The sequence below is a fragment of the Achromobacter sp. 18P8.1.1 genome, from assembly GCF_057799415.1.
In genome coordinates, this window is record NZ_JBYOKH010000001.1 from 29682 (window position 1) to 53406 (window position 23725).

The 23725-nt window shown below is 64.3% G+C and carries 20 protein-coding genes; 8 read left to right on the forward strand and 12 right to left on the reverse strand.

From position 1 onward, the window contains the following. Nucleotides 1–59: 59 nt before the first annotated feature. Together AC27VE_RS00150 and proA are read right to left on the reverse strand one after the other, a co-directional pair. Complete coding sequence (locus AC27VE_RS00150) at nucleotides 60–782, reverse strand: META and DUF4377 domain-containing protein (protein WP_234818231.1); 723 nt, start codon at nucleotides 780–782, stop codon at nucleotides 60–62. A 335-nt stretch (nucleotides 783–1117) separates the two neighbouring features. After that, entirely contained in the window at nucleotides 1118–7105 is a 5988-nt protein-coding gene (gene proA, locus AC27VE_RS00155) for an anti-phage protein ProA (RefSeq protein WP_488702764.1), read from the reverse strand. A 191-nt stretch (nucleotides 7106–7296) separates the two neighbouring features. On the opposite strand from proA, the gene AC27VE_RS00160 reads away from it, so the two are divergent. Further along, nucleotides 7297–8067, forward strand: a complete 771-nt coding sequence (locus AC27VE_RS00160) for an extracellular solute-binding protein (RefSeq protein ID WP_167390020.1) — start codon at nucleotides 7297–7299, stop codon at nucleotides 8065–8067. Here the strand turns inward: AC27VE_RS00160 and AC27VE_RS00165 are convergent. Next, nucleotides 8039–8959 carry a LysR family transcriptional regulator gene (locus tag AC27VE_RS00165; protein ID WP_488702765.1) on the reverse strand — a complete coding sequence of 307 codons (921 nt, stop codon included), beginning with the start codon at nucleotides 8957–8959 and terminating at the stop codon, nucleotides 8039–8041. The two genes, AC27VE_RS00160 and AC27VE_RS00165, sit on opposite strands and share 29 nt — an antisense overlap. A 102-nt stretch (nucleotides 8960–9061) precedes the next feature. Here AC27VE_RS00165 and AC27VE_RS00170 point away from each other — a divergent pair, with 102 nt between their 5' ends. Then, a complete protein-coding gene (locus tag AC27VE_RS00170) occupies nucleotides 9062–10483 on the forward strand; it encodes a CoA transferase (RefSeq protein ID WP_488702766.1) in 1422 nt (473 codons plus the stop codon). Between the two features lie 58 nt (nucleotides 10484–10541). Next, nucleotides 10542–11528 (forward strand): Bug family tripartite tricarboxylate transporter substrate binding protein, encoded by a 987-nt coding sequence (locus AC27VE_RS00175; protein ID WP_488702767.1) that lies wholly within the window; start codon nucleotides 10542–10544, stop codon nucleotides 11526–11528. 52 nt (nucleotides 11529–11580) lie between these two features. Here AC27VE_RS00175 and AC27VE_RS00180 read toward each other — a convergent pair whose 3' ends face one another. From AC27VE_RS00180 to AC27VE_RS00190, 3 genes are all read right to left on the reverse strand, one after another. Next, nucleotides 11581–12381: a lysozyme inhibitor LprI family protein gene (locus AC27VE_RS00180; RefSeq protein ID WP_488702768.1), complete on the reverse strand. Its 801-nt coding sequence runs from the start codon at nucleotides 12379–12381 to the stop codon at nucleotides 11581–11583. Nucleotides 12382–12446: 65 nt separating this feature from the next. Further along, a complete protein-coding gene (locus AC27VE_RS00185; RefSeq protein ID WP_424626733.1) occupies nucleotides 12447–13589 on the reverse strand; it encodes a COG3904 family protein in 1143 nt (380 codons plus the stop codon). A 177-nt stretch (nucleotides 13590–13766) separates the two neighbouring features. Then, nucleotides 13767–14195 (reverse strand): VOC family protein, encoded by a 429-nt coding sequence (locus AC27VE_RS00190; RefSeq protein ID WP_488702769.1) that lies wholly within the window; start codon nucleotides 14193–14195, stop codon nucleotides 13767–13769. A gap of 182 nt (nucleotides 14196–14377) precedes the next feature. On the opposite strand from AC27VE_RS00190, the gene AC27VE_RS00195 reads away from it, so the two are divergent. Further along, nucleotides 14378–15085, forward strand: coding sequence for a hypothetical protein (locus AC27VE_RS00195; RefSeq protein ID WP_488702770.1), 708 nt, complete (start codon nucleotides 14378–14380; stop codon nucleotides 15083–15085). Nucleotides 15086–15110: 25 nt separating this feature from the next. On the opposite strand, the gene AC27VE_RS00200 is transcribed toward AC27VE_RS00195, so the two are convergent. The 3 genes from AC27VE_RS00200 to AC27VE_RS00210 all read right to left on the reverse strand — a co-directional run bounded on the left by AC27VE_RS00200 (nucleotide 15111) and on the right by AC27VE_RS00210 (nucleotide 18091). Continuing rightward, nucleotides 15111–16166 (reverse strand): sensor domain-containing diguanylate cyclase, encoded by a 1056-nt coding sequence (locus AC27VE_RS00200; protein WP_081534071.1) that lies wholly within the window; start codon nucleotides 16164–16166, stop codon nucleotides 15111–15113. A 235-nt stretch (nucleotides 16167–16401) separates the two neighbouring features. Beyond that, on the reverse strand, nucleotides 16402–17001 hold the full coding sequence (locus AC27VE_RS00205; protein WP_006223672.1) for a nitroreductase family protein: 600 nt from the start codon (nucleotides 16999–17001) through the stop codon (nucleotides 16402–16404). A 166-nt stretch (nucleotides 17002–17167) separates the two neighbouring features. Next, nucleotides 17168–18091, reverse strand: coding sequence for a LysR substrate-binding domain-containing protein (locus tag AC27VE_RS00210; protein WP_488702771.1), 924 nt, complete (start codon nucleotides 18089–18091; stop codon nucleotides 17168–17170). A 110-nt stretch (nucleotides 18092–18201) separates the two neighbouring features. Here AC27VE_RS00210 and AC27VE_RS00215 point away from each other — a divergent pair, with 110 nt between their 5' ends. Continuing rightward, nucleotides 18202–19020, forward strand: a complete 819-nt coding sequence (locus tag AC27VE_RS00215) for an aminotransferase class IV family protein (RefSeq protein ID WP_488702772.1) — start codon at nucleotides 18202–18204, stop codon at nucleotides 19018–19020. 82 nt (nucleotides 19021–19102) lie between these two features. Here AC27VE_RS00215 and AC27VE_RS00220 read toward each other — a convergent pair whose 3' ends face one another. From AC27VE_RS00220 to AC27VE_RS00230, 3 genes are read right to left on the reverse strand one after another with little or no spacing between them, the layout of a single operon-like run. Next, a complete protein-coding gene (locus AC27VE_RS00220) occupies nucleotides 19103–20068 on the reverse strand; it encodes a Bug family tripartite tricarboxylate transporter substrate binding protein (RefSeq protein ID WP_488702773.1) in 966 nt (321 codons plus the stop codon). Between the two features lie 50 nt (nucleotides 20069–20118). Beyond that, on the reverse strand, nucleotides 20119–20616 hold the full coding sequence (locus AC27VE_RS00225; RefSeq protein ID WP_280025769.1) for a DUF3237 domain-containing protein: 498 nt from the start codon (nucleotides 20614–20616) through the stop codon (nucleotides 20119–20121). After that, complete coding sequence (locus tag AC27VE_RS00230) at nucleotides 20613–21878, reverse strand: flavin-dependent oxidoreductase (protein WP_488702774.1); 1266 nt, start codon at nucleotides 21876–21878, stop codon at nucleotides 20613–20615. Before AC27VE_RS00230 ends, AC27VE_RS00225 begins: the two co-directional genes overlap by 4 nt. 135 nt (nucleotides 21879–22013) lie before the next feature. On the opposite strand from AC27VE_RS00230, the gene AC27VE_RS00235 reads away from it, so the two are divergent. The 3 genes from AC27VE_RS00235 (at nucleotide 22014) to AC27VE_RS00245 (ending at nucleotide 23679) form a co-directional block, all read left to right on the forward strand. Continuing rightward, a complete protein-coding gene (locus AC27VE_RS00235) occupies nucleotides 22014–22505 on the forward strand; it encodes a MarR family winged helix-turn-helix transcriptional regulator (protein WP_424626737.1) in 492 nt (163 codons plus the stop codon). An 84-nt stretch (nucleotides 22506–22589) separates the two neighbouring features. Continuing rightward, nucleotides 22590–23369, forward strand: coding sequence for a tyrosine-protein phosphatase (locus AC27VE_RS00240; protein WP_488702775.1), 780 nt, complete (start codon nucleotides 22590–22592; stop codon nucleotides 23367–23369). Between the two features lie 4 nt (nucleotides 23370–23373). After that, entirely contained in the window at nucleotides 23374–23679 is a 306-nt protein-coding gene (locus AC27VE_RS00245) for a hypothetical protein (protein ID WP_488702776.1), read from the forward strand. Nucleotides 23680–23725: the final 46 nt, after the last annotated feature.

Genomic DNA, 23725 nt, shown 5'->3' on the forward strand with positions numbered 1-23725 from the left:
AACAGGCCCGAGCGCGCACAGCGCTCGGGCATCCTGACAAAGGGCCAAAGCGTCGGCCCTTACTTCTTCGACGCGTCCTGCTCCACGACCATGTCCAGCACATACACCTTCGACGGCGCGTCGGCGGGCGGGTTCTTCCAGTCGTAACGTTTCACGCGCAGCACGGTGCGCACGCCGTCCTTGTGCTCAAAGCCTTCGATCGACTGGTACAGCGGATGCCACTTGTCCTGCGTCGGCTGCTGCACGCCAGCTTCGTTGTAGCGGCGCTCGCGCACCATCAGGCACTGGTAGTTGGGAATCATCGGATGGCTGCATTCCGCCTTCTTGGCCGCGACTTCCAGGAAGATGGTTTCGCCGGCGCTGCCGTACAGCGTCTCGGGCGTGGGTTCGCCGACGAACTTCAGGACGGTGCCGTCCTGCCCGACCAGCTCCAACGCGGGCTCGGCGGTATCGCCGGACAGCGTGGCGCGCAGGTCGCCCTTCATCCGCTCGTTGATCTCGGCATCCAGCTGCATCAGGCTTTGTTCGCACGCCTTCATCGTGGACGCCAGGTTATTCACATGCAGGACGCCGTTCTGATAACGGTAGCCGCCGAATTGCGCATTGCAGCCACCACGGATGTTCAGGGCGTCGTTCGAGAACGTCAGGCGCAACTGATGCTCGATCCCCTTCTGCAGCGCGGCGACCGGCTTGCCCGACGTATCGGTAGCGGAAGCCAGGCGCCAGTAGTAGGCGGGCAGAGTCAATTGGCTGGCGGGCGACGTGACGGCAGGAGTGGGCATGGAGGACGATCCTTCGCTAGGGGAGGAAACCGGGGCGCAAGCTTGAAGCAGCGCGGCGCATGCGGACGCAAGGAGGATTATTTTTTTCATGGTTCGTTCCTGTAAGCCGGATGGCACTGATGAAAAGCGGAATTCTACGTTCGCAGCGTGGACGAATTTGGAGAACCTGCTTCCAGACCGTTTCAAAATCTTGCCAACCGATTTGCGGCCGGATGGCGACGGCTGCGCGCCGCAAGCAGCCGTTTGCCCTGCTGCCCTGGCAGAAATCAGGGCCTGCCCTGACAAGCCGCTGACGACCCGCGGGCGCTTACAGTCTGACACCTTACGCCATCGGGCTACGCGACCCGCAGCATCCCCATCTCTTCCCGCACCAAGCCCCGCTGCGCCAACGCATACACCGCTCGCTCGACCCGCGCTTCCGCATCCGCCAAGGTCCGCGCCATGCCCAGCATCCGGCACACCGACTTGATCACATCCGCCTTGGGCGAGTTTCCAGTCATCGCCAGCACATGCAAGACGCCGTTGGCCAGTTCCTGGACACACACGTCGTCGATCCGTCGGCGCGTCGCGTCGTCGTCGCCCGCCCCGCGAAAGCCCGTCCACTCCTCAGGCTTCACGCCCGCCGGCCAGTAGAAGGTGGTTTCGCCTTCCTCGGTCTGCCCCACGTCCATCGGCGTCAGCGTGCGCAGCCGTTCAACGATCCTGACGCCCGTGCGCTCCAGGCCCCAGGCGCGCGCCACCTTACGGTGCAGCACGGTTTCGGCAATCGGCCCTTCGGTTTCAATCACCACACGCAGCTGCTCGGTCACCTGGCTGTTGTTGACGCGGCTGTAGAACGCCTCTGAATCCCCGCCTTCCAGTGCCGCCAGGGGGTACACCTCGAACCCGCCAGGCGTGCCGGCAGAAACCGATGCGCCGTGCTCGGCGGCCCAGGCGCCCTCCTCCGTCGTGATCACGAATTCCACGGGGCGGCCGGTGTCGGGCGTGCTCGGCTGGACGGCTTCCTCAACCTCTTCCGCTTCCGGCTCCTCGTCGACCTTGCGCTCCAGCTCCGCGTTCAAGCGGGCCAGGATCTTTTCCACTTCCCGCTCGGGGTTGATCCACCAGTCGGTCGACCAGACCCGGTGCAGGCGCCAACCCAACCCTTCCAGCACCACCTGCCGCAGGCGGTCCCGGTCGCGCGCCGTGGCGCCCGAGTGGTAGGCGCGCCCATCGCATTCGATGCCCATCAGATACCTGCCGGGCGCGCGTGGATCCACCACCCCCATGTCGATCCGGTATCCCGAACATCCCACTTGCGGATGCACGGTCCAACCGTGATTGCGCAGCACTTTGATGACCTGGGTTTCAAACGGGCTGTCCGGCTCGCGCCCCGTGGGCAACGACTGCTCGACCAGGGCGCGCGGCCCCTTCAACGCAAACTCCAGGTAATGCTTCAGATCCCGCACGCCGGTCGCCCGCACGCGCGACAGGTCGATCTGTTCCGGCATCAGCGTGCTGTAGATCACCACGCCTTCCCGAGCGCGCGAAATTGCGACGTTCAGGCGCCGATGGCCGCCCTCGCCATTCAGCGGCCCGAAGTTCATCGTCATCTTGCCGGCGGCATCCGGGCCGAAGGTGATCGAAAAATAGATGACATCGCGCTCGTCGCCCTGCACGTTCTCCAGGTTCTTGATGAAGAGCGGCTCGCGGGACTGGGCCGAAATGGCCTTGTCCAGGTCGGCGTTGGCGCGGCGGCGGGCGTCCAGCAGGGTTTCGATCAGCGATTGCTGGGGTTGGTTGAACGTGACCACACCAAGCGTCTGACGGCGGCGGGACTTGTCCAGATAATGCTGTTCGATGCCCTGCACGATGGCTTCGGCTTCGCGGCGGTTGGTGCGGCTGCCGCCCCGGTCATAGACACCGGCCACCTTCTCCAGGCGCACGGCCACGTCGTCGGTGACGGGCGACGGGAAGGTGATCAGTTGCGAGTCGTAGTAGGTGACGTTGCTGAAGGTGATCAGGCTTTCGTGCTTGCTGCGGTAGTGCCACTGCAGGCGCAGGCGGTTCATGTCGGCGCCCAGGCATTCATCCAGGATGCTCTCCAGGTCCTCGACCTGCCCGTCGTCGCCTGCGCCGTCTTCTTCGGGCGCGGACTTGCTGAAGAAACTGGTGGGCGGCAGTTGCTTGGTATCGCCCACCACCACCAGTTGCTGGCCGCGCGCGATGGCGCCGACGGAATCCCACACCGGAATCTGCGACGCCTCATCGAACACCACCACGTCGAATTGCGAATGGCCGGCGTCCAGGTATTGCGCAACAGACAACGGCGACATCAGCAGGCAGGGCTTGAGCTTCGGCAACAGCGACGGCAGGCGTTGCATCAACTGGCGCACGGGAACGTGGCGCGCCTTCTTCTGCAGCTCGCGCCGCAGCAGTCCCAACTCGCTGTCGGGGCTGACCAGGATGCCGTTGCCGGCGGGCACCTTGCCGGCCAGCATCGCGGCGATATAGGCCGACGTCAGTGTCTGGAAGCGGTCGTCGGCATCGCGGAATTCGCGGATCTTGCGTTCGTGGTCGGCGCTGGAGAACGACCGCAGCACCGACGAATGATCGATGACCTTCTTCACCCACCAATTGCGGTAGCTGAATTCAAAATGGGCTTCCACCTGCGCAAGCGGAACGCGGCCCTGTTCCAGCGACTGGACCAGGCCTTGCAGTTGTGCACCGATCGCCTGTTCGCGGGCTTCGCGCCACACGCACCAGGGCATCAGAAACTGCTTGTTGTGGCGCCAGCCGGCAATGACCGCCTGGATGCGTTCCAGCGCGCCGTTGGCATCCGCGCCACCCGACAAGGCCTCGGTGGGCTCTGCCCGCGTGTCGACGTCAGCAAGCCTGTCCTGCAAGGCGCGCCATGCATTGCGGTAATCCAGCAGCCGCTTGCCCAGGGCGGCGCCCGGTTGCAGGAAGGCGCGGTTCTCGCCCACCAGCGCCTGCAACCGCGTGCGCAGATCGGCCGCCGTGGCGGCATCACCCGCGACCCGCGTGACGGCCTCGGCAAAGCGCTGCGCCCATTGCTCGTGGCGTTGAACCTGATCCCAATCCGTATTCAGACCCGTATAGGAATCCTGCAGCAGGCGCTGGGCATCGGCTTTCAGGACAGCAAGCTCGCGGTCTTCGAGGTTGACCAAGGCCAGCGGCGTCAGCACCGCGCTGATCGCCGCGTCGTCCGGGCGTTGGGAATCCGTGCGGTAGGCGGCCAGGCGCTTGCGGATGCCGCCCTTGGCGAACACGGACTTCGGCCACCACGCCGAACACGCGGCCAGCCATTCGGCCTTCATCACATTGGCGTCCAATTCCGCCAACTGCGCGTTCCATTGCCCACCCACCTGCGCCCAGTACGCGTTGCGCGCCAGCCCGTGGCGCACCATGGCCTGCACCTGGAAGCGCGCCGAAGCATCGTGCGCCTGCGCCGCCAATCCAAGGGGCACTTGCGGGGCGGCCAGCAGCACGTCGATCAATTGGTCCAGCCTGGCATAGGCGTCCAGGCTCAGGCCGGCGGCCGGCACGCCCAGGTCGTCGCCCGCCGCCATGGCGTGCTGCTGGAACCCGGCAATCGCCTGATCCAGCGCCTGCGCCGCCGCCAGCAGCGCATCCTGCCAACTGGGGCTCCACTCGGCCATGCCGATGTGCGCCAACGGGTGGCCAAGCAGCGTGCCCAACTCGCCTGACAAGGTCGCCATGCGCCTCGCGGTCTCGCGCAGTTGCGCGAGTTCCCGGCGCTCATGCGCCTGCCCGTCCGGCCACGACATCGGCGACGGGTCGCGTCCGGCGTTCTGAATGCAGGTGCCGATGGCGTCGAATACCGTCAGGCCGTTGGGATGCTCGTGATGCAGCGCATCCACCAGTCCGTTCAGGTCCTGGCGCAGCACGGACAGGCGCTCGGCCTCGCGGGCCCAGTCGTCGCTGGTGCGCTGGCCGCTATGGTCCAGCGCTTTGCCCAGCTGTTGCAACACCTCGGCTTTGCGCGCCTTGGACGAATGCAGTTCCAGACAGAACGGCCCCAGGCCGATGTTGGCCAGCCGACGGTGCACGACTTCCAGCGCCGCCATTTTTTCGGACACGAACAGCACGGTCTTGCCGCGCGCCAGCAAGTGCGCGATCAGGTTGGTGATGGTCTGGCTCTTGCCGGTGCCCGGCGGGCCTTCCAGCACCAGGTCACGGCCGGCGTCGACGGCGCAAATGGCTTTCAGCTGCGACGAGTCGGACAGCAGCGGGGTCAGCAGGTCTTCAGGCTTGTAGCTGTCGTCCAGCCGGTCAAAGCGCGCATCCAGGGGTTCCTTCGCGAAGGCCTGCCCCGGATGATCGATCAGGTGCTTGACGACGCGGTTGGCTTTCAGCTGCTCGGTGCGGTCCTGCAGGTCCTTCCACATCAAATACTTGGTGAACGAGAAAATCCCCAGGTGCACCTGTTCCAGCACTTCCCAGCCAGCGATCTCGCGCACGGCAAGACGGAAGGCCTGCAGCACGCGGGCCACGTCCACCCCCTTGTCGTCGGCGGGCAGGATGTCCAGGCCCGGGATGCGCAGTTCGTAGTTGTTGCGCAGCATCTGCAGCAACGTGGGGTTGATGATGGTCTCGTCATCGTGACGGACCAGGCGGAAGCCGCTGCGCACCGACTGGCGCTGCAACGACACCGGCACCAGGATCAGCGGCGCCAGGTGCGCGCTTTCCGCGCCAGGGCTTTCCGTCCAGCGCAGCATGCCCATCGCCAGGTACAGGGTGTTGGCGCCGCCCTCTTCCAGGCCGATGCGCGCCGCGCCAAAGATGGCCAGCAAGTTGGCGTCCAGCGCTTCCTGCGTGACGCGCGCGATCAGTTCCTTGTTGCCCAGTGCCTCCAGCGCCATGTCGTCCAACGGCGCGCGGCCGCCCCGGCTCTGGTGCACATCGGCCACGCGCGGATCGTTGCCTTCCATCAATGCGGCAGGCAAGGGGCGGATGCGGAATTCGCTGCCATCGACGATGGCGTCTTCCAGCCGGCCCAGGTCGGGCACGACCAGGGGCAGCGTGGACTTGGTCAGCTTGAAGTTCAGCAGCCGGTTGCGCAGCGTCAGGTCCAGCAGCCGCGATTTCCACTTGGCCAGCCGGCCTTCCGGCGTGTCGTCGGCGGGCTCCAGGCTGATGACGAACTCGGGGTCCAGCGGCGGCAGGTCGGGCGTGGGCTCGATGGCCGCAGGACGTTCGACCTCATCCGCGTCGCCCGGCGTCACCGATACCACGCGCGACGGCAAGGGCTTGATCTGCAGTTCGCGGGCACGGTGCACGTCGATGGCGTAGCGGAACGTGTCCTCTTCGCGCAGATGGGCGGCGCCCTGCTCCAGCGCCAGGCGCAGGGATGGGCGGAAGTTCGGGTGCTGTGCGATGCCGGTGGTTTCGAAGACCAGGAATTCGCCGCTGTCCACGCGCTTGCGCACCGCTTGCACGTCGTCGGTCAGCGGATCCGCGAAACACGCCTGATGCAGCCATACGCCGACCCAGGCGTGACCGTCCTTCATCAGGATGACCGGGCGCAGCCCGGCCTGCTCCAGGCAGGACGAGAACAGCATGGCCAGATCCAGGCAGGTGGCCACGCGGGCTTCCATGATGCGGTCCGGGGTGCGGATCTTCTGGCCATCCACGCCGAAGGACGCGGGCGGCTCGGCGTAATGCAGGGACTCCGCGGCCAGCGTGCTGTAGATGGCCGACACCTGCTTCCAGACCACATCGCGGCTCTTGGACTGGTATCCGTTCATCTGCAGATCGGCATGCTGCGCGCGCAGCAGCTTGGACGCCTTGCCGATCAGCACGTCCACCGCGGGATTGTTCGGCATCGAGAACGCGGCCAGCAGCTCGGGCAAGGCGCGCGTGCCGGCCCACTGGTCATACGCCAATACGGTGATCGGCTGCGACGCGTGGCCCAGTTCCTGCGTGTCGGCCTGCACCGCCACGTCGATGCTGGCGCGCACGGCCTCTTGCAGGTCGGCCACATAAGCATGGTCGGGCGTCAGGTCCAACGGCGAGATGCGGCGGACTTCACCTGGCGCCAGTTTATCGAAGCGCAGCTTCACGCTTTGCGCAAAAGCGGGATTGCAGCGGATATGCACTTCGATGTTTTCGAAGGCCTGCGGCGCACGGTTGGTCAACCCCAGGGACCGGACGATGGGGACGGCATTCTGGATGGACGCGTAGCCCAGCGTCGGGTCAGATTCGATCGTGATGGCGATGGCGTCGGGCGTGTTCAACCCAGCGGCATGCGCCGCGCCTTCCTGGATCGCCGGCGGTTCCAGGTCTTGTCGCTTATCCATCGATATCTCTCTGCGAATACGGGGCGCTGGCCCCATTTCTAATCTGCAAGGACGAATTCTAAAGCCGTATCGAATGGCGACGCCGGGTAACAGTCATTACAAGCGGAATATTCGCGTGTGCGTGAGCGTCAATCGTATTGGCACGCCGTGTTTCGGCGCCGATCGAAGACACTTGAATGAGGGTGAAGGATATGAAGTCGTTCAGAACGTTCGCCAGCGGCATGGTGGTCCTGGCCTCTTTGGCCGCCACCTCCGCATGGGCCGCGCAAGACCTGAATGTGTACGGCCCCGGCGGCCCCGCGCCTGCCATGAAAGAAGCCGCCGCGGCTTTCGGCAAGACCCACGGCATCACCGTCAACGTCACTGCCGGCCCCACGCCGGCGTGGGCCGACAAGGCCAAGCAGGATGCCGACGTGCTGTTCAGCGGCGCTGAAAACATGATGAGCAGCTTCGCCACCGCCCTGCCCGGCGTGTTCGACCTGCGCGATGCCCGCACGCTGTACCTGCGCCCGTCGGCCATCCTGGTGCGCCCCGGCAACCCCAAGGGCATCAGCGGCTTTAAGGACTTGCTCAAACCGGGCATCAAGGTCATGGCCGTATCCGGCGCGGGGCAGACCGGCCTGTGGGAAGACGTGGCCGGCCGCCTGGGCGATATCGGCACCGTGCGCGCATTTCGCGCCAATCTGGTCCTGCCCGAAGCCGCCAACAGCGCCATGGCGCGTACCCAATGGACCGAAGATCAAAGCATCGACGCGTGGTTGATCTGGAACATCTGGCAGGTATCGAACCCCACGCTGGCCAGCGTGGTGGAAATCGAAGAACCCTACCGCATCTATCGCGACGCCGGTGCCGTGGTGACCCGGCAGGGCAAGAACAACCCGCAGGCGCAGGCCTTTGTGGATTATCTGGCGTCGGCCGACGGCAAGGCCATCTTCAAGAAGTGGGGCTGGAAGACGGACTGACCGACAAGCGCGTCGCCACTTGCAGGAACGACGCCAGCGCCGGATTCGCGTCGTCGCGGCGCCAGGCCAGGCCGACTTCCTGCTTCAGGAATTCGGTCGTGTCCGACAGCGGCACATAGCTGACTTTCGGATGAATCAAAGACTGCAGATTGCTGGGAATCAGCGCCACGGACAATCCTGCCGCAACCAGGCAGATCACGCTGCCGATCTGCGCGCTTTCCTGGTCGATCTGCGGATAGAAGCCGGCCGTGGCGCACGCGGAAATCAATTGCGCGTGCGCGGCCGGCACGTGCTGGCGCGTAAAGGCCACGAACGATTCGTGTGCCAGCTCCTTCAGCGCGACAGACTTGCGCTTTGCCAGCCGGTGCGTGTGCGGCAACGCGCACATCAAGCGGTCGTGCTGGTAGCGCATCGACGCAAGCAGGGCTTCGTCGTCGGCCAGCGGCGTGCGCAACATGCCCACGTCCAGGTATCGCCCCTTGATGCGTTCCAGCTGGTCGCGCGTGGTCATTTCGAACACCCGCAGCTTGACCTGGGGATAGTCGCGCCGGAACTGGCCGATCAGGTCCGGCATGAAGCCATACCCGGCGCTGCCGATATACCCCAGGGACAACTGGCCGATGTCGCCGCCGGCTGCGTGTTGGGCGCGTTCGACGGCTACGCGTTCATATCGCAGCCATTGATAGGCCTCTTCAAGGAATACCGCGCCCGCCGGAGTAAGCGCCACGCTGCGCTTATTGCGCACGAACAGAGGCGTACCCACGTGCGATTCCAGCTTCTGGATGGCCTGGCTTAACGGCGATTGCGCGATCCCGACACGCAAGGCCGCGCGGCCGTAATGCAGCTCTTCGGCCACGGCAATGAATTGGCGCAGTAATCGGCTGTTCAACATAAAGATAATTATTGTCTTACAGAGCATTGAATTATATGTTGGACACGAAAAATATGCGCTTCTAGACTGGGTTTCCTTCATACCGCCCGTTCCGGAAAAACAATGAGCGAGACAAACATCCAGGCCCAAGATGCCTATGGCGCCATCGCCGCGCTGCTGGGCCGCGATTGGACCCAGCAAGAATCCCCCGAACACCGCCTGCGCTTCCATGGCGTCAGTCCGCGATTCGATTCCCCGCATAAATTGACCGTAGCCGCCGCCAGCGCCATCGGCGCGTACGCGTTGGCGATAGAACGCTGGCATCACATGGCCACCGCCCAGCACCAGACCGTGGCCATCGACTGGATGCAGGCGGCCAGCTCGTTGAATCCCGGGCACTTTCAAACGCAAAGCGGGTTTTCGCTGCCGGCCTTGTCGCTGCTGACGGAACTGAAGGCCGATTTCTATCAAACCGCCGACGACCGCTGGTTCTTCCCTATCGGCTCCTACCCGCATTTGCGCGACGGCGTGCTGGAGGTGCTGGACTGCGCGAACACCAACGCGGCGCTGGCCAAGGCCATTTCGCGTTGGAACGGCGACGATCTGGAAACGGCATTTGCCGAACGCAAGCTGCCGGGCGTCTATGCGCGTTCGCAAGACGCGTGGCTAAGCCATCCCCAGGGCCGGCTGCTGGCCGACCTGCCGGCGGTTGAAGTCATCAAGATCGCCGACAGCGAACCGGAACCTGCTCGCGCAAACGTCCGACCCCTGGATGCGCTGCGCGTGCTGGATCTGGGCCATGTCATTGCGGGGCCGGTCGTGGCGCGTTCGCTGGCCGAGCACGGCGCCGATGTCCTGCGCATCACCTCGCCCGCCATGCAGGACCCGTTTCGTCAAACCGTGGACACGAACATCGGCAAACGCTCGGCCTTCCTGGATTTCGATGCGCCGACAGGCTTGCAGGCGGCGCGCGACCTGATCGCGGGTGCCGATGTGGTCGTGCAATCGTGGCGGCCGGGCAGCATGCGCAACCGCGGCCTGGGTCCGCAAGACGCCGCCGCGATCCGGCCCGGCGTGATCTATGTCACCGTCACCGCATTTGGCGACGAGGGGCCGTGGGGGCAACGCGGAGGCTTCGAGCAACTGGGGCAGACCGTCAGCGGCATTTCGGTGCGCGAAGGCGGCAAGGGCAAACCCCGCGTCGTGCCGCCCTACTTGTTGAATGATTACCTGACGGGATATCTGGGCGCCACCGGCGTCATGCAGGCGCTGATACGCCGCGCGCAAGAAGGCGGCAGCTACCACGTCAAGGTGTCGTTGGCCCGCACCTCGATGTGGGTGCAGGACCTGGGGCTGTTGAACGACTTCGATCCCACGCAGCCGCGGCGCCATTTCGCGCTGGAACTCAAACCCCTCCTGGAACGGCGCGAATCCGCCTATGGCGTGCTGGAACAGTTTCCGCCCGTGGCGCAGTTTTCGCGGACGCGCGCGGCCTGGGTGCTGCCCCCGGCGCCAAACGGTGCACATCCGGCGCAGTGGCTGTAGGTCCACCGCTTGCAGATCGACGACGTTACATCCTTAGAAAAAAAGCAGAGGAGACATCATGAACATTCAACGAGTCACAGGCACGCTTGCCGCCGTTGCCATCCTGGGCATGGCGGGTGTTGCCCACGCGGCCGACGGCTATCCCAACAAACCCATCACGCTGATCATCGGCTTTGCGCCGGGAGGCCCCACCGACGCGATAGGCCGAGTCTTGTTCAAGACCGTGTCGCAGAAACTGAACGTGCCCATCATCATCGAAAACAAGCCGGGCGCGGGCGGCAATATCGGCACCGCGGAATTGATGCGCGCCAAGCCCGATGGCTACACGCTGCTGTACGGCACCTCTTCGATCACCACGGCGCCGCCCTTGTTCGGGCGCGATGACCTGAATCCCAAGACGGCGTTCCTGACCGCCAGTTGCTCGGTCAGCGTGCCGCTGATCCTGCTGACGAACAAGGCCATGGACCAGAAGTCCGCGACCCAGTTCTACGACACGGTCAAAGCGAATCCCGGCAAGTATTTCCAGGGGTCGTCGGGCAATGGCGCCATCGATCACCTGGTATCCATGGATATCGCCAACCGAATGGGCCTGGATATCCAGCACGTGCCCTACAAAGGCAACGGCCCGGCCCTGACCGACCTGGTCAGCGGCAACGTGAATTTCATGTATTCCGGTTCGTTCAACAGCGCCATGCCTTTCATTCAGAACGGCCAGGCCCGGGCGCTGGCGGTCACGTCGGAAAAGCGGTCGGCCAGCTTGCCGGACGTGCCCAGCCTGAGCGAAGCGGTGCCTGGCCTGAAGGGGTTCGATGCGGGCACCTGGCAAGTCCTGATCGCGCCCAAGGGCACCGACCCCGCCATCCTGGCCAAGCTGGACCAGGTGCTGCAGGAATCGCTGAAGGACCCCGAGGTGCAGAAAAGCCTGCGGTTCCAGGGCGCCGAGCTGATGGACAAAGATCCGAAGGCCTGCCAGGAGTATGTGGCCGCGGAATATTCCCGCTGGAGCGAAACGATCAAACGCCTGGGCCTGAAAGCCGAGAATTGATCGGGCCCGCGCCCGGGCGTTCGAAGACGCCTAGGACGCTGGCGCCTGGCGGTTACTGCGCGCCCGGAAACGCGGGATCCGTCAGGCAGGCTTTCGCCCATTCATAGTCATCCGACCCGTCGATCTCGCCGTCGATTTTGGGCAGCGGTTCGGACGCATAGACATATTCCGGCTGTTCCGGTTGCCGGTTCCATTTCGCCGGGGTGTCCCCGACGTTGGCGCAGGCCTCGTCCGAACTGCTGAACGAGCAGGACGCGATGACACGCGGCTTGCCACCCACCACGTTGGCGACATAGCGCTTGGTATACACGGAGCCCGACGCCCAGGATTCGTCCACCGAGCAGATGCGGTCATTGTTCTGGTAGTGGCGAATCGCGAAGCAGCCGTAATACCCATAATCGTTGGGAAACACATCGCAAGACGTCCAGTAGCCGGCGAACTCGCCGCCGGTGAATTGCGCCTGGAACTGCCTTTGCTGCACCGCGCGGTCGATGATTTCCGGCGTGGACGATCCCTTCCGGGTTTCCTTGAACTGCGCCGCACGGCTGCCGATCAGATCCCGTGCGACCTCACCCACGGTCTTGTCATCGGCCAGCGCATCAGGGTCCGAGATCAAATGGTCCAGCGCCTTGTCGCGCGCATGGATCCAGCGCTTCTGGCTGTCCACCAGCATGGTGCGGATCTCGGCGTCGGGCGCCTGCTTCAGGATCGCTTGATAGGCTCGGTTCAACTCGGCATCGGCCGCCACCGTTTGCTTGTCCGCGCAGATCAGTTTTTCGACGGCCGTGCCGGCCTTCGCACAATTGATCGCCAGGGCGGGCGCCGACGCTACGAACAGTCCAGCAAAAAGCAAAGACCTTACTGCGGGGAATCCGGATTGCATGACGTCTCTCTATTCCAAAGGCCAGCCGGGTCGGCTTAACGGCTGATGACTTCGCTGTCTTCCATCACAATGCGGTAGCGGTTGCGCAGGTCCAGCACATAGGTGAAGTTCGACGTGCCCGAAGCGGTCTTGCCGCGTGCCGGGCTGGATACGGTGTAGTCGTAGATGCCCATGACCAGGCACATCTGGTCTTTGCAGTTCGCCTTCAGCGAACTTTGGTCCACCACGAAGCGGCGAATCGGCCAACGGGCGAAATATGCCTTCTTGTCCGCCAGAATCTCGGACTTGGGACGCTTCTTCTTGAAATAGTCGACCGTGTCCGCATAGAACTCGCGCGTAAAATTCATCGCTTCTTCGTTCGGACCGGCGCCCGTCTGGATCATCAGCGCTGCGGCATTGATGGCCCGTTGCTCGTCGGAAGGGGCCGCAGGCGCCGTTTCCTTTTCCATATACGGGTTGGCGACCGGGGCCGGTGCAGGGTGCGCGGTCCGCGCCGGCGCCTGCACAGGCGGCGAAGGCGGCGACACCGGCGCCGATGCGGTAGCCGATGCATTGATCTGACTGCCGCCCGTGGCCGCACGCGGCGCGCTATTTTGCGCGACTTGCGTCTGCCCCGTGCGGTTGATGCCGTACTTGGCGATTTCCTGCGGCTTGAAGAAATACATCTCTTTGGACGGCGTGCTGAACATGATGCCCAGCACGTCCGCCGACACGCCATATTTCGGCAGCGTCGCGACAATGTCCGAAACACCGAACTGGGCCTGCTCGCCCGTCATTTCCGGGGCAGAGATCTGGTGCACGCCCAGGCGGCCTTCAGCCAGGCGCTGGCGGCCGGCAAAGAACACGAACGCGCACGCCGACGCGCAATAGCTGTCTTTCGGAATGAACGTATTCAGCCCGCGCTCGTAGACCTCTTCGGCCACGACCAGGCCAATATGCACCAGTCCGCCGCCATTGTTCTGCAGGATCAGGGTGCCGATGGTGGGATGCTCGCGCAACGCCTTTTTCAGGTGCAGCATGTCGTTGGCGCCGACGCCGGTGTGATAGATCAGCAAGTTGGGCGCGCTGGGGAAAAAGACGAACGGGCCATAGCGCTCGGCCTCTTCGGCCGGCTGCGGCTGCGCGGGCGCCTGGGCCTGCGCCGAAGCGGCGGCAATGGCGCCCAGCGACAGCGCCATGCCCATTCCAAAAGCCGTTAGTTTTCTTTTCAGCATCGGTTCTGTTCTATCGCAAGTAGAGAAACTGGCGTTTCCCGGCCTGGGCTGCGGGGGCATCGCGCCCCCTCTTGCATCCCTGAGAGGCGCAAATTTATCAGTCTTCGCCCCTTGGCGCATGCCACCGGGGCGAGTTGGCCGTCAGAAAGTGACTTTGACCGAGGGCGCGCTGCGCTGGGCTTCGCCGTGGAACACGGCTTCAATGTTGTTGCCGTCCGGATCCAGCACGAACGCCCCGTAATAGCCGGGATGGTAGTTGCGGAATCCGGGCGCACCGTTGTCCTTGCCGCCATGGGCCAGCGCCGCTTGATGAAACGCGTCGACCATCGCCTGGTCTTGCGCCTGGAACGCCAGATGGTGGCGCCCCGTCAGCTGGCCTTGCGCCGCCTCGCTGTCCGCGGTGGACACGAACAGTTCATCGGCCCAGAAATAGCCGTCGCCCGTGCCGCCCATCGGCACCTTCAGGGCATCTAAGACGGCCTGATAGAAGGCCTGGCTGGCGGGTAGATCGCGGACGACCAGCTGGATGTGATCAATCAGGCGGCCGCGGTGGAGTTCGTTGGTCTGCATGGAACGCTCCAGGTTCTAGGGGATTTAAAAGGGGGGAAGATGTTTGAACACATGACATCTCTGGATAACTTGATTTCTGAAGTACAGCGCATCAGGTGGCTGGAGATCAAGCGAATCGCGGTTTATATCTCCTTATCGCGGCCGTTAAAGGATACAAGCCCCAACATATTCAGACTGTCATTATGTCGACGACCGATATATCACCCAATATCTTCTATCGAGAACTTTTCGAGTCCTTTGTGGCAAACGTATCTGAGGAAAGGCACGTCAGCACTCAAGAAATTACGCAAAAAATCAAGAAGTTCTTCCGTGTCACGTATTCGAATACGCATCAGGTACTCTGCGGATACAGGGACCCTGAGGGACGAGCAACCAGCGAGTACATTGCCGATATCCTCGTCACCACCTTTGATCCAAAAAAGATGGTGCTGCCAGCCGACGGCGGGAACGAGGCCTCGACTCGACTTCAGATCGCATCAAGGCCCATGAGAGTATTTCTGGCGGTAGAGTCAGAACTTGGAGGTGTCAGCGCATCCTCCGCATTGGGTGTGATGAGAAATGTGGTCGAAGACTATCTCAAGCTAATGCTTATTCGGACCAAATATCGAGTGATGGTTTTCACTTCCCTGCCCTATCAGAACGAAACACATCACGTCGAGAGCCGCGTCAACCAACTGCGCGAACTCTATCAACGAGCCGGTTGCACCGATTCTGGAGTACTGCTCATTCATCTACTTGGAGCTCCCCGCGCGAGCTCCTCACAGGTCCAAACGTCAATACGCAGGGCCTCCATCCGCGGATTTTTGATTTCCGGGAATGGCGATCATTGGCAAGAGCTGGACACCCCATCTTTGTTGGAAAAACAAGCACAGAATGCCGAGCTGGTATAACCCGCTGGCGTTCGTGCACTAGCGGTCAATGTATGGTCCGCGCCCCTTTGCGCGCCCGTTTGATCTCGTACATGCGCGCATCGGCCAGGCGAACCGCCGCCTCGGCGTCCAGTCCCCGCGGGTCCACCGCCACCACGCCCACGCTTGCTCCCTCGTAGGGCACCACCGCGTCGCCCAACTGATACCGGCCGATGGTGGCCGCCGTCGCGCGTTCCTCCAGCGAACGGGCCGCGTCTTCGGCTTCGCCGCGCAGGGCTTCGCCCCCGGGGCCCGTATTGCCGCGTTCGATGGCGGGGCCGGGGCCGATCAGCACGAATTCGTCGCCGCCGATGCGGCCCAGCATGTCCGACGTGCGCAGCGTGCCGGCCAGGCGGCGCGAGATTTCCTGCAGGAACACGTCGCCCTGCTGGTGGCCGTACGTGTCGTTGATGCCCTTGAACCCATCCAGGTCGATCACGCCCACCAGCACGCTGCCGCCTTCGCGCAAGGCACGCTTTTCCAGACGTTCAAGCTCTTCGTACAGCGCGCGGCGGTTGGGCAGCCCCGTCAGCGGATCAGTCAGCGCGTAGGACATCAGGCGGACGTTGGCGGCGTGCAGTTGCTCCATCAACAGCTCGCGCTCCAGGAAGTTGGCGATCACGTTGGAAAACAGCTTCAACACGGTTTCGGCCTGCGGAGCGATCTGGTGCTGTTGCGCGCTGGCCGCGCACAACGTGCCCAGCAGCATGCCTTCATCGGTGCGCACGGGCGCGCTGACATACGTCTGGATGCCCAATTGGCGGGCGGCGTCGGAATCGGGCCAGCATTGGGAGACGTCGCTGGTGCACATGCGGCCTTCTTCCAGCGCGCGCTTGCACAAGGTGTCCGACCACGGGACCGACAAGCCTTCGGGAATCTGCAGATCGCCCACGTTGCGCGCAAAGCGCACGTGCTGCAGATCGTCCTTCAGATCGATCGAGGTGAGGTAGGTGGATTCCAATCCTGTCACGCTGCCCAGCATGTCCAGCAACGGGCGGGTCAATTGCTCGACCGATTTGGCCTGAGGCAGGGAAGTCGACAGTCCGGCGAGTATTGGATCCAACAGCAATCTCCTCGAATCGCGCGCTTATTGATGCGGCAGTATTTGCAGCCCCGTCCCTGGAACGGGTGGGGGCCAGTCAGCCGCCATTATGCACTGCGTATCGCGCGGGTTTTGTGGCGCCTGCCGCTTGGTCGCATCCCGTAAAAAAAAGAAAACCCGCATTCCCCTGTTCGGGAAATGCGGGTTGGAATTCGTGGATGATATCGAGCGCCAGTCAGCGCCCGAGATAATCCGATCAGCCGACCACGCGGAAACGTTCGGCGTCGTCCATGAAACCCTTGTCGCCGAAGCCGTTTTCGTTCGAGCCGAACGGCATTTGCGCGCGCAGCTTCCACGATGCCGGGATCTTCCATTCGCTGGCCACGACGCCGTCGATCAACGGGTTGTAGTGCTGCAGGCTGGCGCCGACGCCGGCGTTGGCCAACGCGGTCCAGACCGACAGTTGGGCCATGCCGCCCGCTTGTTCCGACCACACCGGGAAGTTGTCGGCGTACAGGGCAAACTTTTCTTGCAGGCTGCGCACGACGTCCTGGTCTTCAAAGAACAGCACCGTGCCCACGCCGGCGGCAAAGCTCTTGAGCTTGGCTTCGGTCTTATCAAAGCCTTCGGCGGGCGCAACCTTGCGCACGGCTTCGATGGCCAGATCCCACAGCTTGATGCTTTCGGCGCCAAACAGGATGACGGCGCGCGAGCTTTGCGAATTGAACGACGAGGGGCTGTGCTTGATCGCGTCTTGGATCAGCGTTGCCAGTTCCTCTTTGGAGGCCGACAGGTTGCGGCCCAGCGAATATTGGGTGCGGCGCTTCTTGAGGGCGTCGAGATAAGCGTTGCTCATAAGAATATAACCTTTCGACCAGTAGATAGAGGGGTGGTATGCGAGGCGATTCTACCGGCAGGCCTGTGACCGGAAAACCCATTCCCGTCAAAAATCCGGGGTTTGGGGTCGGAACAAACTGTTCTATTCATGAACCCAATCGGATGGATAGCACGCCCCTACGACGCTATTGCAGCGCTGACTCCCCCAGGGCCGAAAGCATCCAATCCCGAAACGCCTGCACGCGGGAATCGGCCGCCGCGCCCGCCGGATGCACCAGGTAATAGGCGTACTCCGGCGCCACCCGCACACCCACGTCGAACAGCCGGACCAGGCGGCCCGCCTGCACGTTCCGATCCACGAGCTCCCACTCCACCAGCCCCACCGCCCCGCCATCGATCACGGCCTGCACCACGTGGCTGGATTCGGTGAAGGCGACGCTACGGCTGTCGTCAAAGCCATCGATGCCGGCTGCCGCCATCCACATCGGCCAATTCGGCCACACCACGCCGCCCGGTTTGCAGTCCACGTAGCAAAGCGTGTGTGCAAACAAGTCGCGCGGTGTCTTCAACGGCGGGCCGGCCCGCAGCAGCGCCGGGCTGCATACGGGAACCACCTCGGTATGGAACAGGCGATGCGCAATCGCCCCGTCGTACTTTCCCGCGCCGAAACGGATCGCGACGTCGACATCGTCAGCGTCAAAATCCCGCACCTCGTCGCTGATGTCGAACGTCAATTCCAGCCCAGAATGCGCGGCACGAAACTGCGGCAGCCGGGGCAGCAGCCAGTTGGTGGCAAAGCGCGCGCCCACCGACAGGCGCAGATGTTCGGATCCGCGGCTCACGCGCCTGGCTTTGGCAGCCGCGCGCTGCAGCGTTTGCAGCGCATCGGCTGCCGCTTCGAACAGGATCGCGCCCGCCGGCGTCAACTGGATGCTGCGGCTGCTGCGGGTAAACAGCACGACATCCAGCTGGTCCTCGATCTCTTTGATCTGGTAGCTGACGGCGGCAGGCGTCAGCCCGACCTCGTCGGCGGCCCGCGTGAAGTTCAGGTGGCGGGCGGCGGCTTCAAAGGTTCGAAGGGCGCGCGTGCCGGGCAGCAGTCGATTCATGATCTTCAAGCCAAATTTAATGATCAGATGAAAATTACTCGTTTCCCCCGGGGGATTCAATTGCGGATAGTAGAACTCCTTGATGATCAACCCGTTCCAGGAGCTTCTCCATGCCGACCTCTCCGCCCGCTTCCTTCGTCACGCACCGCAATGGCCAGCCGGCCACCTTGCAGGATCTGACGCCCTTGGCGTTTGCCGGCTACGCCCACTTCACCGCCATGCAGGTGCGGGGCGGGCGGGTGCGCGGGCTGGACTTGCATTTGGCACGGCTGCGCGCGGCATCGATCGGGATGTACGGGCAAGCCTTGCCCGACGAGCAGATCGTGATGGCGCTGCGGGCGGCGATCCAGGCCGGGCCGGCGGACGTCTCGCTGGTGGCCACGGTGTACTCGCCCGCCGGTGAATTCACGGTGGCAGGGCCCGAGGTGCAGCCGGAACTGCTGGTGCGGACCGGCCCGCCCGCTACCGGGCCGGACGGTCCGCTGGCGTTGGCGGCGATCCCGCATGAACGGATGCTGCCTTCGGTGAAGCATGTAGGCGAGGTAGCCAAGACCTACCTCTTGCGCGAAGCCGCCGCGCAAGGTTTCGATGATGCGGCGTTCGTGGATCGGCAAGGCCGCCTGAGCGAAGCCTCCATCTGGAACCTGGCTTTCTGGGACGGCGAGGCCGTCGTGTGGCCGGATGCGGCGATGCTGACCGGCACGACCATGGGCATCGTGCGGCGCCAGTTGGATCGAATGGGCGTGCCGCAACGGGTGCAGGCCGTCACGCAGGAAAGCCTTCGAGACCTGCGGGGCGCCGTCGTCATGAACTCGTGGACGCCGGGGGTGGCGGTGCACCGGATCGGCGCGGCCGCCCTGCCCGCCGCGCCCCGCTTCATGGAATTGCTGCATGCGGCCTATGGGGCGGAGGCACCGGTATCGCCTTGATAACCGTGCCGGCCGACCTGACCCCGGCATCCGGCAGACCGCCGCGGTCTATCCGCCGCGGCCTGCCCCCCCTTCAGGCGATTCAATCGGCGCGGAATCCCGTCGCTTTCACGACGTCTGACCAGCGCCTGGATTCCGACGCCAGCAAAGCTTGCAGCGCTTGCCGGTCGGACCCCACCACCACGAAACCGGCGTCGCCCAGGCTGCGCACCGCCGCAGGCTGGCGCAGCGCCTGTGCGCTGTCCCGCTGCAATCGGTTCAGCACGGCATCCGGCGTACCGGCAGGTGCGAACAGCGCGAACCAGGCGCCGAAGTTGATCGCGGGCAAGCCGCGTTCGGCAAACGTCGGCACCGACGCCAGGGCCGGCGAACGCTGCGCGCCGGTGATCGCCAGCGCGCGCAGCTTGCCGCCCTGCACCTGCGGCACCGCCAGCGCCGTGGTCACGAAGGCGGCCTGGACCGCGCCCGACACCAGGCCGGACACGGCATCGCCCGTGGAGCGGTAGTGGATGGCCTCGATCTTCATGCTGGCTTCGCGGGCGAATAGCTCGGCGCCGAAATGCCCCGGGGTGCCCGCGCCAAAGGTCGCGAAATTAAGGCGGTCCGATGCCTTGCGGGCCCCGTCGATGAACGCGCCCAGATCCTGATAGGGCGAATCCGCCGGCACCACCAGCACGAAGTCGGCGCGCACGACTTCGGAGATAGGCGCGAAGTCGCGCGGCGGGTCGTAGTTCAGGTTGCGATAGGTCGCCGGCGAAATGCTGATGGAACCGACCTCCCCCAGCAGCAGCGTCTGGCCATCCGCCGGACTGCGCGCCACCGTCTGCGCGGCGATCTGCCCGCCTGCACCCACCTTGTTTTCCACCACGACGCTTTCGCCCAGCAGCGGCCCCATGTGCTGCGATAGCGTGCGGGCCACGATGTCCGGCCCCGTACCCGGCGGAAAGCCCACGTTCAGGCGCACGGGGCCATTGGGAAATTGCGCCATCGCCGCGAACGGCAGGCACAGCAGGAAGCCGCCGAACAAGCGGCGCAACGTCGATGTCATGGTTGTCTCCGAGTGGTCTTGTTATCCATGCCGCGGCGGCCGCCGCGGGTTCAGCAGATGCGGTAGAAGCGCAATTCGACGCGGTCGGGGTAGCGCGCGCCCGTGCCGATGAACAGGCTTTCGTTCATCCATCCCAGGCCCGGCGACGCGGTTTCAAAGCGCGGGTAGCTGCGGAAGTAGATCCGGGCGGGGTCGACGGCTTCGCCGCGCACCAGGCGGGCGATATCGTCGGCGTGCCCCGTGCGGATGCCGGTATTCTCGACATAGATGCGTTCGCCGTCGGGCGTTTCGATGACGTAGCGCGCGTGAATGTCGGTGTAGGTGGCCGAACGGATCACCTGGAAATCCGCGCCGCCCGGCAGGACCTTGCCGCGCAAGCGCGGGCCGTCCACCGTGCCGCCCGTGATGGGAATGACGCGGCGGCAGCCTTGCGGGGTGTCGCCCACTTCCTGCGGCGCGCCGACCTCGACGACGACGGTGGCCACGTGCTCTAGCTGCGGCGCCAACGGGTCCGCCGAAGCGGCGGGTGCATGGGTCTTGTCGTTCATGGCGCTTCCCCCCGGCTCTTGCGCACGGTGGCGGGATCGAATCCCGCGAGTTGTTTGTAGCGCAACGATACCGCCGCCAGCTCCTGCGGCGCGATCACGTTGCCAATATCGTTAAAACCTTGCGGCGCACGCTCTTCGGCCATCTGCATCACTTGCTCTGGCCCGTTCAGGCGGTTGCGCAACACGATGCCGGCTGTGCGCGGCAGCCGCTCCGCCTCGTATTCCAGCAAGGCGATCTCCGGCGTACGCACCGCGCCGCTCAACGCTTGCGCCAGCCAGTCGGACAGGCAGCGCGCGTCCAGGATCGCCTGCGCCGACCCGTTTGAACCGATGGGATACATGGGATGCGCGGCATCACCCAGCAGCGTCACGCGCCCCCGCGTCCAGCGCGGCAACGGGTCACGGTCCACCAGCGGGAACTCGTAGATCGCTTGCGCGCCGTCGATGATGGCGGGGATGTCGATCCAGTCCCAACGCCAATCCGCAAAGCGGTCCGCAAACACGGACTTGTCCACCTGCCGGTTCCAATCGGTTGCGGGCAACTCCGCGCCCGGCACCGACAGTTCGGCGATCCAGTTGATCAATGACCGCCCCTGCCGGCGCAGCGGTTCTGAAATCGGGTAGCAGACGAATTTCTGGTCCTGATGGCCGGCCATGAACATGCTGCGGCCGTCCAGGTACGGCGGCGCTTCGGTCACGGCGCGCCACAGCATGCGGCCGGAGAAGCGCGGTTCGTCACCCGTGGGATGCAATTGGCGGCGCAGGGCCGAGTGGATGCCGTCGGCGCCCACCACGATGTCCGCCCGCACGCTTTGCAGGGCCCCGTCGGCCCGGCACCGGAAATGCGCCGTGGCGCCAGAGGCGTCCTGTTCCACCGATTCCAGCACCCGGCCCGTGACGATGGCATCCTCACCCAGCCGCGCGCGTACGGTCTGCGCCAACAGCATCTGGAAATCCCCGCGATGCACGGAGAACTGCGGCAGCGGATAACCGGCATCCAGGCCGCGCGGCTCGCGCCAGATCGGCTGTCCGAACTTGTTGTAGTAGTGCAGTTGCGAGGTTTCGATGGCGCGCTCGGCCAAGCCGGGCAGCAGGCCCAGAGGTTCAAGTTCGCTGACCGCGTGCGGCAGCAGATTGATGCCGACGCCCAAGGGCCTGAGTTCCTGCGCGCTTTCAAAGACGCGGCAATCGATGCCGCGCCGATGCAGCATCAAGGCGAGCGTCAGCCCGCCGATGCCGGCGCCGGCGATGACGATTTGCATGTCTGCTCCTGGTTTTATTTGTTATGCAACATAACAAAATTCAGGTGGATTCCGCACCCCGGGGATTTCCCGTAATGCGGTAGCGCGGCGACAATAGGTGCATTAGTGTTGAGGCCCCTTAATCGCGATCGCCCCATGTCCAGAGCCGCATCCCAACGCCCCCGGCGCCCCGCCGCGCGGGGCGAGCATTTCGATCCGCATGTGCCCGGCATCCGTTACGGCGCGCTGGACGACCTGGTCGGCTACGCCATCCGGCGCGCCCAGATCGTGATCTACGAAGACTTCCTGAATGCGTTGGCGCCCTGGGACATCACGCCTCAGCGTTTTTCGTCGCTGTCTCTGATCGCCGCCAACGCCAATTTGAAGCTCACGGACCTGGCCCGCATCCTGGGCATCGCTCGTTCAGGGGCCGTGCAGATTGTCAACCAGCTGCAGGACCTGGGTTATGTCGAGCGGCAGGAAGCCGAACACGACAAGCGCGCGTATTCGCTGGCGATGACCCAGGCCGGCGAAACGGTGCTGGCCGAGATCACCCAAGCCGTCCAGGCGCATGACGCGCGTATCAGCGCGCAACTGAGCCCCGCGCAAAAGCACCAATTGATCGGCTTGCTGGGCAAGCTGGGGTAGCCCGCCAGGTAGCCCGCCACCTGGCGCGCGCGGGGCACGGTGATACGATCATCGGCAAGCCTCAAAGACCAAGGAACCTGCCCCATGCCCAGTTCGAATCCTGCCGACACGCCGCTTGCCACCGGCCGACGCCGCCTCGCGCTGGACAGCGTGCACAACGCCCGCGACCTGGGCGGCCTGACCGGCGCGAATGGCCGGCGGCTGCGTGACGGCAAGCTCTTTCGCAGCGGCAATCCCGGCCGCGCCAGTGCTGCCGACCTGGAATTCCTGAGCACGCTGGGGCTAGAAGCCGTCATCGATTTTCGCGCCGACACCGAGAAAGCGCAGGACGATCCCCACTTCGGCAAACGCTTCCCCTGGATCGCGTCGCCCGTGCTGGATGGCAACATGGCCATGGCCGTGCTCTTGCCCAAGCTGCGCGAAAGCACGCAAGCCGCCGCCCACGCGATGATGGTGGACATCTACCGCGAATTCCCGTCCCGCTACCAGGCGCCCTTCGGCGGCTTTCTCAAGACAGCCTCCAGCGGCAAGACACTGTTGTTCCACTGCACCGCCGGCAAGGACCGCACGGGTTTCGCCTCGTTGCTGCTGCTGTCGGCCTTGGGCGTGTCGCAAGACGACATCGTGGCGAACTACCTGGAATCGAACCACTGGAACGCGCGCTTTTTCCAGGAGATTCTGGCCAAATCCGCGGAACGCGGCGTGCGCGACGACGTCATGATGCCGCTGCTGGAAGTCGCCCCTGCCTACCTGGAGGCGTCAGTGCAGGCGATCGACGACGCGTACGGCGGCATGGGCACGTATCTGCGCGACGTGCTGGACGTGGATGTGGACGTCCTGCGTGCTCACTATCTGGATGATTGAGCACATGTTGAAAGACCGCGGATTCCAGATCTGGCTAGCCGTGTTCGCATTGGTCGCCGGCACGCTGATCGCCTTGCTGTGGCCGAAGCACTCCGGCTATCCATCCATCGGCGGCGGCGGCTACGATCTGTCGAATTGGGTCTACACGCTGGCCCTGCTGGCATTCACCGGCGTGTGGACGCTGGTCACGCTGCTGCTGGGCCTGAGCCGCAGCACCCCGCATGCGGCGAAACGCGCGTACTGGCTGGCCGCGATCGGCGCGGCCACCTTCGTGGCGTCGCTGGTCGCGTTTGGCCACCATGTGACCTAGACCCGCATCCGACGCTTTCCATCAAACCCGCTGACGGTCCGTGCCA

Excerpts from the sequence above, each read along its gene's own strand:
- AC27VE_RS00150 (WP_234818231.1), bottom strand. The coding sequence starts at position 782 with ATGCCCACTCCTGCCGTCACGTCGCCCGCCAGCCAATTGACTCTGCCC.
- proA (WP_488702764.1), bottom strand. The coding sequence starts at position 7,105 with ATGGATAAGCGACAAGACCTGGAACCGCCGGCGATCCAGGAAGGCGCG.
- AC27VE_RS00160 (WP_167390020.1), top strand. The coding sequence starts at position 7,297 with ATGAAGTCGTTCAGAACGTTCGCCAGCGGCATGGTGGTCCTGGCCTCT.
- AC27VE_RS00165 (WP_488702765.1), bottom strand. The coding sequence starts at position 8,959 with ATGTTGAACAGCCGATTACTGCGCCAATTCATTGCCGTGGCCGAAGAG.
- AC27VE_RS00170 (WP_488702766.1), top strand. The coding sequence starts at position 9,062 with ATGAGCGAGACAAACATCCAGGCCCAAGATGCCTATGGCGCCATCGCC.
- AC27VE_RS00175 (WP_488702767.1), top strand. The coding sequence starts at position 10,542 with ATGAACATTCAACGAGTCACAGGCACGCTTGCCGCCGTTGCCATCCTG.
- AC27VE_RS00185 (WP_424626733.1), bottom strand. The coding sequence starts at position 13,589 with ATGGCGCTGTCGCTGGGCGCCATTGCCGCCGCTTCGGCGCAGGCCCAG.
- AC27VE_RS00190 (WP_488702769.1), bottom strand. The coding sequence starts at position 14,195 with ATGCAGACCAACGAACTCCACCGCGGCCGCCTGATTGATCACATCCAG.
- AC27VE_RS00195 (WP_488702770.1), top strand. The coding sequence starts at position 14,378 with ATGTCGACGACCGATATATCACCCAATATCTTCTATCGAGAACTTTTC.
- AC27VE_RS00205 (WP_006223672.1), bottom strand. The coding sequence starts at position 17,001 with ATGAGCAACGCTTATCTCGACGCCCTCAAGAAGCGCCGCACCCAATAT.
- AC27VE_RS00210 (WP_488702771.1), bottom strand. The coding sequence starts at position 18,091 with ATGAATCGACTGCTGCCCGGCACGCGCGCCCTTCGAACCTTTGAAGCC.
- AC27VE_RS00215 (WP_488702772.1), top strand. The coding sequence starts at position 18,202 with ATGCCGACCTCTCCGCCCGCTTCCTTCGTCACGCACCGCAATGGCCAG.
- AC27VE_RS00220 (WP_488702773.1), bottom strand. The coding sequence starts at position 20,068 with ATGACATCGACGTTGCGCCGCTTGTTCGGCGGCTTCCTGCTGTGCCTG.
- AC27VE_RS00225 (WP_280025769.1), bottom strand. The coding sequence starts at position 20,616 with ATGAACGACAAGACCCATGCACCCGCCGCTTCGGCGGACCCGTTGGCG.
- AC27VE_RS00230 (WP_488702774.1), bottom strand. The coding sequence starts at position 21,878 with ATGCAAATCGTCATCGCCGGCGCCGGCATCGGCGGGCTGACGCTCGCC.
- AC27VE_RS00235 (WP_424626737.1), top strand. The coding sequence starts at position 22,014 with ATGTCCAGAGCCGCATCCCAACGCCCCCGGCGCCCCGCCGCGCGGGGC.
- AC27VE_RS00240 (WP_488702775.1), top strand. The coding sequence starts at position 22,590 with ATGCCCAGTTCGAATCCTGCCGACACGCCGCTTGCCACCGGCCGACGC.
- AC27VE_RS00245 (WP_488702776.1), top strand. The coding sequence starts at position 23,374 with ATGTTGAAAGACCGCGGATTCCAGATCTGGCTAGCCGTGTTCGCATTG.